General features: G+C 67.2%; 14 protein-coding genes and 2 pseudogenes. 6 read left to right on the forward strand and 10 right to left on the reverse strand.

Annotated elements, in window-relative coordinates; genetic code table 11:
• Positions 1-55: 55 nt before the first annotated feature.
• Complete coding sequence (locus GA0074694_RS08805) at positions 56-973, forward strand: IS5 family transposase (RefSeq protein ID WP_091453098.1); 918 nt, start codon at positions 56-58, stop codon at positions 971-973.
• A gap of 20 nt (positions 974-993) precedes the next feature.
• Here the strand turns inward: GA0074694_RS08805 and GA0074694_RS08810 are convergent, their stop codons facing one another.
• The 8 genes and pseudogenes from GA0074694_RS08810 to GA0074694_RS08845 all read right to left on the reverse strand — a co-directional run bounded on the left by GA0074694_RS08810 (position 994) and on the right by GA0074694_RS08845 (position 6,543).
• Positions 994-2,481, reverse strand: coding sequence for an NF041680 family putative transposase (locus GA0074694_RS08810; protein WP_091455223.1), 1,488 nt, complete (start codon positions 2,479-2,481; stop codon positions 994-996).
• Positions 2,482-2,591: 110 nt separating this feature from the next.
• Positions 2,592-2,777 (reverse strand): annotated as a pseudogene (locus tag GA0074694_RS08815) (DUF2637 domain-containing protein); the annotation flags it as partial.
• Complete coding sequence (locus tag GA0074694_RS08820; protein WP_091455226.1) at positions 2,774-4,204, reverse strand: FtsK/SpoIIIE domain-containing protein; 1,431 nt, start codon at positions 4,202-4,204, stop codon at positions 2,774-2,776. The gene GA0074694_RS08820 and the pseudogene GA0074694_RS08815, both read right to left, overlap by 4 nt.
• The gene (locus GA0074694_RS08825; RefSeq protein WP_245714603.1) at positions 4,195-4,494 is read right to left on the reverse strand and encodes a hypothetical protein; all 300 of its coding nucleotides are present in this window, start codon (positions 4,492-4,494) and stop codon (positions 4,195-4,197) included. The genes GA0074694_RS08820 and GA0074694_RS08825 overlap by 10 nt, the downstream gene beginning before the upstream one ends.
• 98 nt (positions 4,495-4,592) lie before the next feature.
• A pseudogene (locus GA0074694_RS08830) lies at positions 4,593-5,026 on the reverse strand (hypothetical protein).
• Between the two features lie 113 nt (positions 5,027-5,139).
• Positions 5,140-5,868: a GntR family transcriptional regulator gene (locus GA0074694_RS08835; protein ID WP_091455236.1), complete on the reverse strand. Its 729-nt coding sequence runs from the start codon at positions 5,866-5,868 to the stop codon at positions 5,140-5,142.
• Between the two features lie 64 nt (positions 5,869-5,932).
• Complete coding sequence (locus tag GA0074694_RS08840) at positions 5,933-6,214, reverse strand: DivIVA domain-containing protein (protein ID WP_091455239.1); 282 nt, start codon at positions 6,212-6,214, stop codon at positions 5,933-5,935.
• A 20-nt stretch (positions 6,215-6,234) separates the two neighbouring features.
• Positions 6,235-6,543, reverse strand: coding sequence for a hypothetical protein (locus tag GA0074694_RS08845; RefSeq protein WP_176737823.1), 309 nt, complete (start codon positions 6,541-6,543; stop codon positions 6,235-6,237).
• Between the two features lie 647 nt (positions 6,544-7,190).
• On the opposite strand from GA0074694_RS08845, the gene GA0074694_RS08850 reads away from it, so the two are divergent.
• The 4 genes from GA0074694_RS08850 to GA0074694_RS31515 all read left to right on the forward strand — a co-directional run bounded on the left by GA0074694_RS08850 (position 7,191) and on the right by GA0074694_RS31515 (position 10,049).
• Entirely contained in the window at positions 7,191-8,507 is a 1,317-nt protein-coding gene (locus GA0074694_RS08850) for an NsdA family TPR-like regulatory protein (RefSeq protein ID WP_245714604.1), read from the forward strand.
• Positions 8,508-8,522: 15 nt separating this feature from the next.
• The gene (locus tag GA0074694_RS08855) at positions 8,523-9,068 is read left to right on the forward strand and encodes a GNAT family N-acetyltransferase (protein ID WP_091455244.1); all 546 of its coding nucleotides are present in this window, start codon (positions 8,523-8,525) and stop codon (positions 9,066-9,068) included.
• A gap of 70 nt (positions 9,069-9,138) precedes the next feature.
• Positions 9,139-9,501, forward strand: coding sequence for a hypothetical protein (locus tag GA0074694_RS08860; protein WP_141713996.1), 363 nt, complete (start codon positions 9,139-9,141; stop codon positions 9,499-9,501).
• Between the two features lie 377 nt (positions 9,502-9,878).
• Positions 9,879-10,049 carry a hypothetical protein gene (locus tag GA0074694_RS31515; protein ID WP_176737824.1) on the forward strand — a complete coding sequence of 57 codons (171 nt, stop codon included), beginning with the start codon at positions 9,879-9,881 and terminating at the stop codon, positions 10,047-10,049.
• Between the two features lie 295 nt (positions 10,050-10,344).
• Here GA0074694_RS31515 and GA0074694_RS30760 read toward each other — a convergent pair whose 3' ends face one another.
• Positions 10,345-11,358 (reverse strand): DUF6414 family protein, encoded by a 1,014-nt coding sequence (locus tag GA0074694_RS30760; RefSeq protein WP_141713998.1) that lies wholly within the window; start codon positions 11,356-11,358, stop codon positions 10,345-10,347.
• Positions 11,359-11,979: 621 nt separating this feature from the next.
• Here GA0074694_RS30760 and GA0074694_RS30765 point away from each other — a divergent pair.
• The gene (locus GA0074694_RS30765) at positions 11,980-12,714 is read left to right on the forward strand and encodes a hypothetical protein (RefSeq protein ID WP_141714000.1); all 735 of its coding nucleotides are present in this window, start codon (positions 11,980-11,982) and stop codon (positions 12,712-12,714) included.
• Positions 12,715-12,920: 206 nt separating this feature from the next.
• Here the strand turns inward: GA0074694_RS30765 and GA0074694_RS08865 are convergent, their stop codons facing one another.
• Complete coding sequence (locus GA0074694_RS08865) at positions 12,921-13,763, reverse strand: IS5 family transposase (RefSeq protein ID WP_091451445.1); 843 nt, start codon at positions 13,761-13,763, stop codon at positions 12,921-12,923.
• Positions 13,764-14,038: the final 275 nt, after the last annotated feature.

A 14,038-nucleotide genomic window follows, 5' to 3' on the forward strand; every position in this document is an offset into this window, starting at 1 on the left:
TGAGGTCTCCGGTAGATGGGTTATCGACCAAGACAACCATCTGCACGGAGACCTCGTGGCCAGCGTAGCGGTGACGAGGCGGCACGACCTGACTGACGCGCAGTTTGCGGTGTTGGAGCCGCTGCTGCCCAGACCGAAGAAGGCAGGTCGACCGCCGAAGTGGAGCAAGCGGCAGCTCATTGACGGGATCAGGTGGCGGGTCCGCACGGGTGCGCCGTGGCGGGACGTGCCGGACTGCTACGGGCACTGGCGCACGGTGTACGGGCTGTACCGGCGCTGGCAGCGGGCCGGTGTGTGGGCGCGGATCCTGGCCGGGTTGCAGGGTAGGGCCGACGCGGTCGGGTTGATCACCTGGGACGTGAGCGTGGACTCCACGATCGCCCGGGCGCATCAGCACGCCGCCGGTGCCCGCCGGGACAGTCACACGCAGGTCGAGCCGCCGGGCGGCAGTGACGCCGTCGAGCCGGCCGATCACGCGCTGGGCCGCTCGCGTGGCGGTCTGACGACGAAGCTGCACCTGGCCTGCGAGCAGGGCCGCATGGTGCTGGCGTTTGTCATCACCGGTGGGCAGCGCGGCGACAGCCCGCAGTTCACCACGGTGCTGCACCGCATCCGGGTGCCTCGCCTCGGCGTCGGCCGACCCCGGTGCCGGCCGGACCGGGTCCTGGCCGACAAGGCGTACAGCAGCAAGGCCAACCGGAGCTACCTGCGCCGGCGCGGCATCGGCTGCGTCATCCCGGTCAAGGCCGACCAGGCCGCGAACCGACGCAAGAAGGGCTCGGCGGGTGGCCGTCCACCCGCCTTCGACCCCAGCGCATACCGGCAGCGTCACGCCGTGGAGTGCGGCATCAACCTGCTCAAACAGCACCGTGCCGTGGCCACCCGATACGACAAGCTCGCCGTGCGGTACGAAGCCACCGCCACCATCAGCATGATCGACATCTGGCTCCGACGCCTCGAACGGCACTTATGACACACGGCCTAGCTTGATCTTTAACCTGTGCGGCGCGGCCGGGGATTGGCCGATTTCTTCTTCGAAGAGGTTGTCTTCCTGGTCGCGTTGCTGGTGGCGATGTGGACGTCGTAGCGGCGGGTGGGATGGCGGTTGGGTCGTCCGGGTGGGCGGCCGGGTCCTGGTCGGGTGGGTTTCGGTGCACCGGCGGGACAGGGGCTGTTGGCGCGCAGGTGCCGAAATCCGCGGCGGACCCGGGCGGGGGTGAGCCGTTCGGGTGGGGCTGGTCGTTCCCAGGGGCGACGCAGGTCGGAGGCGAGGGGGCGGGCCAGCCGTAGCTGGGTGTAGGCGGCGATGATCAGCCAGGTCCAGCGGTCGGCGGCGTGCGGGTCGCGCAGTTTCGGCACGCACCAGCCGAGGGTCTGCTTGAGCAGCCGGAAGGTGTGTTCGATGTCGAAACGGCGTAGGAACGCCTGCCACAGCAGGTCGATCATGGTCGGGTCGGGGTTGTCGCCGCCGGACTGGTGGCCGAGGCCGGTGAACCACCACAGCCAGACCGGCTTCGCGGTCGCGCCGGAGGGCAGCCGTTGCACGTCCAGGCGGATGAGGGTGCCTTCCAGGATGGGCAGCTCAGGGCAGTCGGCCCAGGCGGCGCGGCGGGTCAGCCTGGGGTGCAGCCGGTGCCAGGCACGGGCGGTCGCGGTGCCGTAGAGGCGGGTCTCGGTCACGGTGGTGACGTCCGGGGTGCCCCAGCTGGCCGGGTCGCCGAAGATGAACTCGCTGCCATGCCGTGGTGGCCGACCGCACTTGGGGCCCGGTATCCATGGCCCCGGCGGGCGGCGCAGCACCCGGTCGGATCGCATCCGGGCCAGGACGCGTACCGGCAGGTCCCGTAGCAGCCAGGCCAGCCGGGCCGCGTCGTAGCCGGCATCCATCACCACCCAGACCGCCGGGTCACCAGGCTGCCAGTGCCCAGCGGTGATCAGTCGGTCCACCACCGCGCGCAGCTGCTCGGCGGTGACCGCGGCCAGCTCGGTGCCCGGGGCCAGCCGGACCGCGTCCAGCGGCGCGGTCCACGAACTGCGCCCGGACTCCAGGGCCACCACAAACGAGTACGGCCAGCCCGGCACACCGATGTGCTGGTCTTTGCCACGGCCGTAGGTGTGGCACAGGATCCGCTCCGGCACGGTGTGCGCTTCCGGCCGCAGCCAGCAGGTGACATCCACGGCCAGGACGATCCGCCCGTCGGCGGCCCGTGGCATCGGCATCGAGGCCACCACGGTCCGCAACCGTTCCACATCGATCCGACCGGCGCCAAGCGCGTCGTACAACGCGCCGTGACCTCGACGGTGCTCCGCCACCAGGGACAAGGCCGGCAGCGACCGTACCGGCCCGTCCGCGCACAACACCGCGTCGGCCAACTCGAACAGCGCATCAGCTCTGGCGCTCAGACAGCGATGCAGTTCCGTACGGAACGTCGCGAGGTCCCCAACCGCGCTTCCACGCGCGGCGTCATGCACACTGATCATCCCGCAGCCCTTGGTCCTGATCTTCTTCCCTAGACAAGAGGAATGATCGATCAAGGGCTGCGGCCATGATCGCCCGGGGGGCGATGCAACCGACCCCAGGTTAAAGATCAAGCTAGGGGCAGCAGTTCGGAGATCGCGGCGTTGGCCCACCCGAACCAGTCCCCGGTACCGGCTGGGGAGTTCGCCATGGTCCAGTCGTGGACGTGGGTGAACGACGCCGCCCCGGCGAGCCCGCCGACGACGAGGACGATGAGCACCAGGATTACGTCCTCTACCCGGTCCGCGTGCGTCTTCACTCGGTCACCTCCTGGTCGTCGTCGTTGCGGTCGTGCCGTTGGTAGTCCCGGCCCAGTTGCCGGATGTCGTCATCCGTGAGGTAGGAAAACCGCACCCGAGCGGGTTCCCGGACGCCGTCGAGGGCGACGTAGCCGACCCCAGGCAGGGAGTCGGGGATCCGGTCGCAGAGAGCGCCCCGGTCGCGTGCGCCGTCGCCGAGGACCATGTGCACCTGTTCGGCTTCGGTCAGCCGCAGGCCGATGCGGGTGGGGAACAGGTCCCGGAACGGCAGCACGTCCTTACGCGGGTCCTGCAACGCCGCGATCACGTGCACTCCGACCGCGCGGCCTTGAGAGAGGAGCAGGCCGAGGGCTTCCTTGATCCGGTCGCGGACCTTCCGATCGGTCAGGTACGCGGTCAACGCGGCCAGCTCGTCGACCACCAGTACCAGGAGCGGATCCTCCACCGACGGCACATGCTGGCGGGTGACCCCACGCAGCCGGGCGGCCCGTAGCCGCATGCGCTTGACGGCCTCTTCCAGGACGCCGGCCATGCCGTCCGGGTCGTCGTAGACGAATCGCGCGAACAGCGGGGCACCGGCGGCGAGTTCCATGCCGCCCTTGGGGTCGAACGCCCACACCTCCACCAACCCCGACCGGATACCACCGGCCAGAGAGCGGATCAGCGACCAGAGGACCGAGCCCTTCCCCGCATTCGTCGCCCCGGCGACGAGCACATGACTACCGGCTAGGCGCAGCCGGTACGGCAGCCCGTCCTCCCGCACCCCGAGTGCCAGACCGTCGAGGTCTGGCACGTCGGGCACGGGCAGCGGATCGATGGTCGTGGCAAGGGGATCGCGGCGTAGGAAGCGGACCACCACCCGATCCGGGCGGCTGGTCGACCGGGCGTGGCCGTCGCGGAGCCGGAAGGCGTACGCGAGGCGTTCGGCCGCCTGTGCCCAGTCGTCGGGGATCTGGCCGGGCAGCATCCGCACCGTCAGCTCATCGCCGAACCGGTCGCAGCGCACCCGCAGCAGCCGGGGCACGTACCGGTCACCGCCGAACACCGTCGCCAGACCGCACGTCGCCATCACCGACGCCCACCGGACCCGGTAGATCAGCAGCGCCCGCACCCGGGCGACCATCGGATACCAGCCGAACCGCAGCCATGACACCGGATGCCACCGCCACCAGGCCAGGCAGACGGCGGCAACGGCCAGTGCGACGGAGGCGAGGAGCAGGCCGCCATACTCCAACCGAAGCCAGAGAGCGAGCCCGGTCGGGACGGTCAGCCACCAGTACCGCACCGCCAGGACCGTCACCCGGACCAGGCCGCGTAGGAGCCACCAGAACACCAGCAGCCAACCCGGTACCCGCCACGCCGGCAGGCGCAGGTTCATCGGTGCTACTGGGATCTTGTCGCCGGGGATGATGTTGATCAGAGGCACAAGTCACCGCCCCGCACCGACCGCGCGCCGAACCGGATGAGGCATCCCCGGCAGGCCATCCGCTGTAGGTCGAACCGGCGCGGCTTCACCCAACGGCGGCAACGCGGACAGCGGATCGCGCACACCTTCGCCGCAGCCGGCGGCAGCCGCAGCGCCGACCGGACGACCGCCTCCATCTCCCGGAAGGCGTACCGCAGGGCGACGAGGGGACGGCGGGAGAACACGACCGCCGCCCCGACGAGCAGCAGGAGCGTGAGGGGGATCAGGGCAGGCTGAACTACGGTGGGCATCACGCCCTCCTTCACACGTGAGGGATGGGAGAGCGCGGGACGGGCCGGGACTCTTGGCGGGGAAACGACCCGCCCCGCGCGCAGAAGAGAGCAGGCAGTCAGGCCGCAGCCGAGCCGGTGGCCACCGCCGCCGGACGCATTGCCATCGCCCGCAGCGAGTACGCCATCCGCGACCGGCACTCACCCGACGAACGCCCCGGCTTGCACCGCTGCGAATCCACGTACGGCGTCAGGGTCAGACCTCGAACTGCACCGCAGGCGGGTAACCCGGCACCGTCGACGCCGGAGGCACCGGCTGATGCGCCGCCACCACCTTCACCTTCACCTTCACCTCGGTCGACCGACCGAACTTCCCGGCCTCCGGGTCCAGATCCATCACCCGCACCACCCACACCCGCTCACCGGTCTCCTTGTCCCGCGCCTGGTTGTCCGCCTCACCCCGACGATCAAAGTCGACCTGCGGCGCCACACCCAGGCACAGCGCCCCGGCCGGGAAGACGTACTCGAACGGGACCGGCACCTTCAACGTCATCGGAACCACGGAAAGCCTCCACATTCACTCGCTAACTCAACAACTTGACTTGTTAAGTTGAGTCAAAGATGGGGCCGTCGAACTCGACTTGTCAAGTGAGGTATCTACCTGGATCAGTCGAGGGGGTACACGTCTTCGAGATCGTGCCGCGATGGCGGAAGGAGCAGGTCCACGCCAAGGAGCGGTTTCCCGGTCCGGTCGCAAACGGACAGTAGGACGGTAAGGACAGGTTCGGCCGCGTCCACCTGCAACAATCCGGCTTCCTCCGGTGTGGGCAGTCGCGCCGAAATCCGCTCGGTCACGTGGTCGAAGCGCACCCGCTTGCGGGATGCCACGTGCCGGAGCAGCCCGTCGGGCAGCGCGTCCTTCCCTCCCACGCCGGTACCCTTCGCCAGATCAGCGGGGAGGAACGCCGTACCCAGCTCGACCGGGCCGACTCCATCAACGGTGATCAGGCGACGACGCGCGACCACCGGCGCACCCGGTTTCAGCCCCAGGGCTGCCGCCGCTCGTGGCGTGGCAGTCGTTGGCCCAGCATCGAGCAGCGTTGACTCGGCCCGCTCGTCGTCCTCCAGCACCCCGTAGCGGCGTTCCCGCTGACGTTGGCCCCCACCAGGCCGACCGAGCACGAACCGGCCCTTGCCCTGCCTGCTCTCGATCCAGCCATCCTGCCGGAGCAGGTCTAACGCCCGGACCACAACCGGCCGGGAAGCACCGAACTCCCGGATCAACTCGGTTTCGCTGGGCAGCATCGTTCCCGATGGGTACGTGCCGTCATCGATGCGCTGTTGCACCGCATTGACGATCATGACGTACTTCGGCGGCGCAACTTCGATCGGCACCGTTTCACCCCAGACGGCAACTCAGCTTGTCAACAGGCTATCTGTGCTGTTCAGGATTTGTCCATCAGCCCTGGTCAGCCAGGTGGCGCGGCTTCGATCCGTGAAGACTCTGCCACTCACGTAAGGCGTTCTTGAGTCGCGCGTTCTCCTCTCGGAGTCCCGCTTCGGCCGCATTCCTGGCGGTCAGCTCGTCGGCGATCCGACGGAGGAACGCATAGACGTGATCTTCGGCCAAGCCGCGCCGGCCGAGCCCCGTGCGGCGAAAGCGGGTCCTCCTGACCTGGTCAGGGCAGAGCCGTGCCAGCCGGGAAGATGCCCGAAAAACTCCTACTGCTCGATTCGCCATGGGAGCCCTCCTGTCAAAGTTCAGGAACCTGTCGTTGCCTTGCGAGCCGGCCTGTTCCGCTTTGCCGGTGATTCGGGAACGCGCTGCCGGCGTGCCACCGTCTGGAGCGGTGACGTGACTCGGGTCAGTCCCTCGAACTGGACGTAGAGCTCCCGACGGTCGGTCGCGGTACCGACGTCGTCGAGCACGTAGCCGGTCATCCAGCCCCACCGGTCGTACGGCGGACGCTCCTCCACCTTGATCACGCGGACGACCAGGGCGCGGGTACCGGCGAACTGCACCGAGGCCCGCGCATCCAAGAGGACGACTTCGCCCGGTTTCGGGTCCATCGAGGGTCACCTTCGCCGGATGATGTGGATGGGCACCGAGGCGAGCGGGCTTCACGAGCACGGCCGACACCGCGCTTCCTGCCGGCACCCGCCCCGGTGCCCTGCTTCGAGGGACGTACGCCTACCGCCGTCCGTCAGCGGCTATCCCGCCGGAGCCGTCACCGCCGTCGGTTGCTGGAAACCCCGGCCGGTACCGGCGCAGTCAGGGCACTGCCGCCGCTGCAACCGGTCCGGGTCGCACGGTGCCCGCAGTGCCCGGCGCGGACTCGCGATCTTCCATCCCCGGCCCTCACACGCTCGACAGACCGGGGGAGCCGGCGGCGACGACCGGCACGGCCCCGGCTGCGAACGCGAGCCGTCCACGCACCGGACCAGGCGGACGCCTCCCGGAACGGTGCCGGGGTCGATGACCGAGCCGACTCGCGCCCGACCAGGCCGACGACGGATCAGCCCATGTGCGTCAGCGGCAAGTACGTGGACAATTGCGGTGGGTGAGGCGTCCATGGTGGAGATCTTCCGTCGGACGATGGAGACCGATCGAGGACCCGGACAGGCACCTCTGGGGGACATCGAGTGGACACCATGGGGACCTGCATTGTCCCGAGGGACCTCACCAGGCGAGCGTGGAGACAGCCCATCAGGAAGGCATGACGATGGCACGAGAACGCCGCGAACCTCGCACCGTGTTGGAGCACCTCATCCAGCAGAGTGACCGCACCTACGAGGAACTGGCCGACGAGTTCTCCCGGATGGATCCGCGTGCTGCCATCAGCGCGCGGCACCTCGGGCGGCTGGCACGCGGCGAACGTGACCTGGCCTCATCCACGCCCGCCACCCGGCGCGCGATGCAGGCCATGTTCGGCAAGTCCGTCGACGAACTACAGCGCCCCTGGACTTCCACCTCTCTTATCCCCGCGCCGGACCGTCACCTCGTGGTCGAGCCCGTCGGCGCCGGCACCGAAAGGAACCTCCTCGCCATGGCCGCACAACGCGCCCGTCAGTACGCCATGCTCGCCGCCGAAGCCACCTCCCCGGCAGCCATCGACCAACTCGCCGAGGAGGTGCAGCGCCTCGCATTGGCCTACCCGCAGCGGCCGGTCAGTCACATCCTCTCCGACCTGGTCGAGACCCAGGACACCCTGTTCACGCTCCTCGAACGCCGCCAGCCTCCGGCCCAGTCGCGGAACCTGCACTTCCTCGCCGGCATTGCGAGCGGCCTGCTCGCCAAGGTCTCGCACGACATGGCCGACCCGCATTCCGCGATGCTCCAGGCCCGTACCGCCGTGCTCTGCGCCGACCAGGCCGGGCACCCCGGATTGCAGGCGTGGCTGCGCGGGATGCAATCGCTGGTCGCCTACTGGGCCGGCAGGTACGCCGAGGCCGTCCGCTACGCCGAAGCCGGCCGGAAGTTCGCCACCCGAGCCGGCGGGACCACCGCCGTCTGGCTTCCGGTCAGTGCCGCTCGCGCCTACGCCGCCCTGGGCAACGCAGAGCAGGCCAAGGCCGCCATCACCGAGGCCGAGGACGCCTGGTCGCGCGTGATGCCCGACGAGATGGACGAGATGGGCGGCATCTGCACCTTCAACCAGCCCCGGACTCTGTACTACGCCAGCGATGCTCTCGCCTGGCTCCCCGGTGAGGCCCGCAACACCGAGCAGTACGCCCTACGCGCCGTCCACGCGTACGCCGACCCGAACGACCCCGCATGGGCCTTCGGCGACCAGGCCGGCTCCCACACCAACCTGGCGATAGCCCGAGTCGCCAACCGGGAACTCGACGCCGCCACCGACGCCCTGGCCCCCGTCCTGGAGTTGCCCGCCGAGCAGCGCATCAACGGCATCATGCACTCCGTCCGCCGGGTGCACCAGGCGATCATCCGCAACGGTCTCGCCGGCGACGCCCGCGAACTCATCGACGGCATCGAGCACTTCACCCACGCCCCCGCGAACGCCCTGCCCCGATAAGGCACCATCGGGGGCATGTACCCGATCACCATCCCCGGCCGCGTCATCAACCTGCGCGAGATGCGCTCCGATGACGCGGCCGACGCTTTGGCGATCGTCGGAGACGACCGCGTCACCCGCTGGCTCTCCTTCGACAGCCGCGACCAGGCCGCCACCGTAGCCATGATCGAAGGCACCATCACCCGCGCCCAGCTCGAACCCCGGACCGAGTACTACCTAGCCGTCGCCGACAGCACGGATCGCATGATCGGCTTTGCCCGACTCGGCCTAACCGGCCACCAGGCCGCCAAGCTCGGGTACGCCATCAGCGCCGACCACTGGGGTCACGGCTACGCCAGCGACGCCGCCCGCACCATCGTCAGCTACGGCTTCCGCGAGCTGAAGCTCCACCGCATCACCGCCGCCATCGGCCCCGACAACGCCGCCTCCATCGCCGTTGCCGAGAGACTCGGCATGCAGTACGAAGGCCGCCTCCGGGATCACGTCTTCACCAACGGTGCCTGGCGCGACTCCCTGCTCTACTCCATCCTCGCGCCAGAGTGGAGCCACGAGGAAGGCTGACGCCGTCCGTACCGGTTGCCAGGACGGCGGACCGGACGAGCTGATCATGCTCGCCGGTACCATCGCCGCCATGCGCGACGCCGACACGCCGCCGCAAGAACCCGACGACCGCCACCAGAACTTGGACGGCCACACCGCTCGCCAGCGCGCGAGGGCCATCCGCGCCGCCGTCATCGAGGTACACGCCCGCGTACGCGAGTGGCGCAGCCAGCCAGGCTGGCAGAACACTCCCGCGAACGTCCACCGCTACGAGACCACCGTGAACGTGTTCCGTGCCGTCGAGTCGATGCCCGAGCCGGACAGCGCGGTAGCTGTGGCCCAGCTTGTGGAAGCCGTCCGGCCGCTGCTCACCGAGTGGCGACCCGGTCGGCCCGGTCCCGAGCAACAGATCTTCGTCGCCGTCGAACGCCTCCGCCGGTCCCTACCCAGGTAAGCGCCGAAAGCTCCGATCACGTCGGCTGGTGGCTTCAGCCCAGTTCATTGCCGAAACGATCTCAGTAGAGATCAAGGCGCTGACGCGCGGCGCGGGGCGCGGCAACCGGCTCCTGCGGAGCCGCCGCCCCGGCCGCCTACGGCGCCGGGGCGGAAAGTCAGCCGGCCCGCAAACCACGCCCCGCGCGTCATCCCCGGGGTCAGTGAGGTGACCCGGTGACGAGCCTGGCTCGACCAGGGCGACGCGACGAAGCCCTACCGCCGGTCGCATCCACCCGACGAGCCTCGAAGCCGTACCGGGGACGCCGGCGGTGGAGTTGCCGAACGGAACGCGAGGCCGCTCGGTATCCGGGGGCGGGGAGAGGGTGAGGGGGCGGGGTGGGAGATGGGCAGGGTGGGGAGCTGCCCGCGCGTCACTGCCTGGTGGTGGAGGTGCCCGGCTTGAAGAACCGTGAGGAGTGGTCACCCGCCGGCCCGGTCGAGGTGACTCCTCGCGCCGGTCGGACGGCCGCCGGGTACGTCGGGGTGGTCATTCGGTGGCTGGTCTAACCCGAGGTGGAGTTGCCGAACGGTTCCACGGGCTGCGCAGGCGGCCGGCGGACGCCGGGTCGGAGCGCCTCCGGCGGGGGCCAGACGACTCCGGGATGGAGTTGCCGAACGGTTCCGGTGGGTGGGTGGTTGAGGAGGGATGCCATCCCGCCCGCCACCGACCCAGGCAGAGCCGAGCAGACCAGGGCCAGGGCGACAAGGTCGTTCGTCCGGTAGGGCGCTCCACCTTGTCGCCCTGGCCCTGGCCCGCTCCACGGAGTGTGGGTCGGCGGCAGACGGGATGGCCGCCGCGTGGTTAAGGAGCTTCGACTTCGCTGGCTGAGGATGCGATAATGCGATAGACGGCCAACGGGACGACATTAAAGCCAGGCCATTGGGGAACGTCGGCGAATCCCAGCGCTCCTAGGAAACGCATGTACGAGTTGACGAAAGCAGCGGTCCGTCCTCGAACTACCTGGCCAGCCCCGTCAGTGATGTCTGCATACTCTGGAGAGACCCGATCTTTGGCATTTGCATAGTGTCCGATGGTCCCAACAACAGTCCAGTTTTGGTTGCCTGTCCCATACCGAGCAAAAAGTATTTCCGGGTCGCCGTCGAGGAACTGCCTCCCTTCTTGAAGTCGTACACCGATGCTGTGGGTGTCGTTATCGGTTGGGTATAGGTTCAGGTGTAGTCCGGGCGTGAATAGTCCGCGAGCAATCTTTACGAGCCCGCGAAAGAACTCGGGTCCGATTCCCTGGCTTCCGTCGGTGTTCCTCATGGGGTTGAAGTCGGGGATCGTGTCTTCAAGTTGATTAATTGTTTCGGGTGATTTATCCCCTTTTGCTCTTGCTGGTCGGCCCTTGCCCTGGCGTGCAGGTGGAGAGGAGGAAGTAGCGGTTGCCGCACCTATGCCTTCTAGGCCTGAATGAGTCGATGCGAATCCCGCTAGACTTGCCGCGACGTATCGAGCGTCGAAGAGTGACCCTGGGGCGGCTATGCGCACGAGGGTGCCTGGGGGTGTTGATTCTCGCAACTCAGTGGAGGTCCAGAAGGGCGCACTCTGCAGTTGGTCAGAGAGGTCCTTGATTAGGCCACTTGAATCCAGCGCATCTTCCAGGGTGGGAAATAGGGCGTCGCCGAGAGACTTTGTGGTGTAATTCTCCTCGCCCCAGCCCTGATAATGTCCTGCAAATCCTTTAACGCCAGCCTCAGTCCGCTTATCATTCTTAGTCGTGTTTCGCGCTTCCTCGGCGATTCCTCCGTCTAATTGCGCCAGCATTCCGCGAACTTTTTCAATGTCAACATAGAGGAACTCGCGAAGTATCAATCCAACTCCCAGGTTCAGGTTTCGCCGCAGCCGCGTGTACTAAGTGCCAGAGGCTTAAACCCGTGATCTCGCCCCAGCGCAATCCGTCCACACCCGCTCGTCCATTATGGACCGGTGCGTCAAGGAGGGCATCCTAAGCCGGCTGGCGCGAGCTGGGGGCGACGGGCCGGCGTATCGCGAAGAGGCTCAGGTTGTACAGCCATCCGTACAGCCAAGACGACCGACGGACGTGGGCCGGGGCCGACGATGGGCGACACAGCGAGCAGGCCAGCGGCAGTCACCGACACCGGCCGACAGCAGTCTTGATCTTTGCAAGGCCGGGGTTGCGGCCGGGAAGAGTGGCCGAGGGTTCGACCCCTACGCGACCCAACGGCCGCAAGACGAGCACCGCAAGCACCGCCGAGTTGCCGAACGGTTCGGGTGGGTGGGTGCTTGAGGTGGGATGCCATCCCGCCAGCCACCGGCCCATGCAAGCCGAGCGGACCGGGGCCAGGGTGACAAGGTCGTTCGTCCGGTTGGCTGCTCCATCTTGTCGCCCTGGCATTGGTTCGCTCCACAGTGGTGTGGGTCGGCGGCAGGCGGGATGGCGAATGGATGAGGCCGCCTATATGCTCTATCGTCGTGCCTAACGATTCCGACCTGGATGAGCGTCCCAGGGATCGCGACCTTCAGAGCCAAGTAGACGAGTTCCTGTTAGCGAAGGATAGTGATCCTGAGTTCATCCGTGAGTGTTTCTGGAGGATCGTTGATCAGCTCAGGGAAATGACCTCGTTTCAGAGGCGTGCCGCGTTATACGGTTTGGCTGTATTTCTTGTTTTCGAGTTGCTCAATAGAAGGCTTGTAAGTGAAACCGCGCTCGGTGGGTTTAAGCTCGCCAAGTTGGACTTCCTTAGGGTTCTGGCACCTGTGATTGCAGGCTACCTTTTTCTTCGCCTCATGGCAATTGGTCGCGATCGGGCTGTGTATGTGCAGATCGTGTACCGGTTTTCTAGATCGAAGTTCAAGGGCTTATATCGATCAGAGCTGGACCGGATTTTCACCTATTCATCCGGGCCGCTGGTTTCGCGAATTCCATCGAGTTTCGTGGTCCCTTGGCGTAGCTGGACAGTTGACCTGGCGGCAGTCCTGGAAGGGCTATTCTTTCACGCCGTGCCACCCGCATTCTGTCTGTACGCATTCGTGCAACTTGTCAGAACGGAAGGGGTGGGCAGTCTGCCTGTCTGGCTTTCACTCATTGCATCCATCTTCCTGCTGTTGCTTGGAGGTCTGATTTCAACGGCATCGCCAAGCGTGTACGACAAGGACTGGCTCAGAGATATGCCGTTCCGGTCAAGTTTGAGTGGATGGAAGAAGTGATCGCATTGTGGCTGATTCTCTGCTTGGCTTCTGGGCGATGAGGGAGGTCGGCGCTGGTCGACAGTACTCCCGCACTCTCAGACCGGGTTGCGGCTCGGTAAGGGTGACCGAAGGGGTGACCCCTACGCGACCCCAACGGACCGCAAGAGGAGCACCGCGAGCACGTCTCGCGGGCGGGGTAAGAGGTCGCGCGGAATGGTTGTTGATCATCGGCGGCGGGCGGGTCGGTTGTTCCACCGGTAGAGGGTCCATGCACGCCGGATGAGGCTGCGGACGGTGATGATCGCGTCGGCGAGGTCGAAGAAGGCGTCGATGACCTTCTCTGTTCGTTCGTAGCAGCGTTGCAGCCGGTTGAACGCGTTGTGCCAGCTGTTCGTCCGTTCGACGTGCCACCGTTGGCTCGCCTGGATGGGCGCCTTGTCGCCCTTGTGGGCGATCTCACCGGTCAGGCCGCGCTCGGCCAGCAGGGCGCGGGTGACCTGGGAGTCGTATCCGGCGTCGAGGTGCACCGTGATGGCCTGGGGTAGTGGGCCGAGGTCGTCGAGGTGGTCGAGGGTGGGGCCGAGCAGGGGTGAGTCGTGTCGGTTCGCGGCGGCCAGGACCCGGCCGAGGGGGATGCCGTAGCCGTCGACCATCAACGAGCGTTTCATGCCCTGCTTGCCCCGGTCGACCGGTGAGCGTCCGGCGGCCTCGCCGCCGCCGGGAGCCTTGGTGATGCAGCCGTCCACGGCGATGTCGTCGAGGACCAGGCCGACGAGCCGGTCGTAGGCGTCCAGGGCGATCTGTTTGAGCTGGGCGAACACCCCAAGCTCTATCCACTCGTCACGGCGGCCGCGGATCGTGGTGGCCGAACAGGTGGCATCGGCGATCGCCTCGTAGGCGCAGCCGAACCGCAACACCTGGACCAGCTTGTCGAACACGATGCGGTCATCGATCCGCTTGCGGTGACAGCCCAGCGGATGTGTCGGTTGGTAGGTCGGCCGATCGGGGAGCAGCGCGGCGAACTGGACCCACAACGGCTCGATCAGCCATGCTGGGATGGCAGGCACAGAACCTCCCGTGATCACGGAGCGTCAGCAACTTCATGATCACCAGTTCTGTGCCTGCATCCGTTCAGGCGCGCCGATCAACCCACCATTCCGCGCGACCTCTAAGGCGAGGTCAGCACGGACAGCCAGGATCGAGAGACAGCACTCTTAATCCGCTGTTCGGAGGCGGCGAGGGAGCAGCGAGACGGCTGGTTGCTGTCGACAACGTCTGCCGCTGGTCGGCGTAGCGGTTATGCTCAGCGGCACGGGACGACAGCGGACGACAGGCCACGGTG

Source organism: Micromonospora inyonensis, assembly GCF_900091415.1.
In the GTDB taxonomy this organism is placed as follows: domain Bacteria; phylum Actinomycetota; class Actinomycetes; order Mycobacteriales; family Micromonosporaceae; genus Micromonospora; species Micromonospora inyonensis.

Coding starts and splice junctions, on each gene's coding strand:
- GA0074694_RS08845 (WP_176737823.1), bottom strand. CDS start 6,543: ATGGACCCGAAACCGGGCGAAGTCGTCCTCTTGGATGCGCGGGCCTCG.
- GA0074694_RS08840 (WP_091455239.1), bottom strand. CDS start 6,214: ATGGCGAATCGAGCAGTAGGAGTTTTTCGGGCATCTTCCCGGCTGGCA.
- GA0074694_RS08810 (WP_091455223.1), bottom strand. CDS start 2,481: ATGATCAGTGTGCATGACGCCGCGCGTGGAAGCGCGGTTGGGGACCTC.
- GA0074694_RS08860 (WP_141713996.1), top strand. CDS start 9,139: ATGCGCGACGCCGACACGCCGCCGCAAGAACCCGACGACCGCCACCAG.
- GA0074694_RS08850 (WP_245714604.1), top strand. CDS start 7,191: ATGACGATGGCACGAGAACGCCGCGAACCTCGCACCGTGTTGGAGCAC.
- GA0074694_RS08825 (WP_245714603.1), bottom strand. CDS start 4,494: ATGCCCACCGTAGTTCAGCCTGCCCTGATCCCCCTCACGCTCCTGCTG.
- GA0074694_RS08855 (WP_091455244.1), top strand. CDS start 8,523: ATGTACCCGATCACCATCCCCGGCCGCGTCATCAACCTGCGCGAGATG.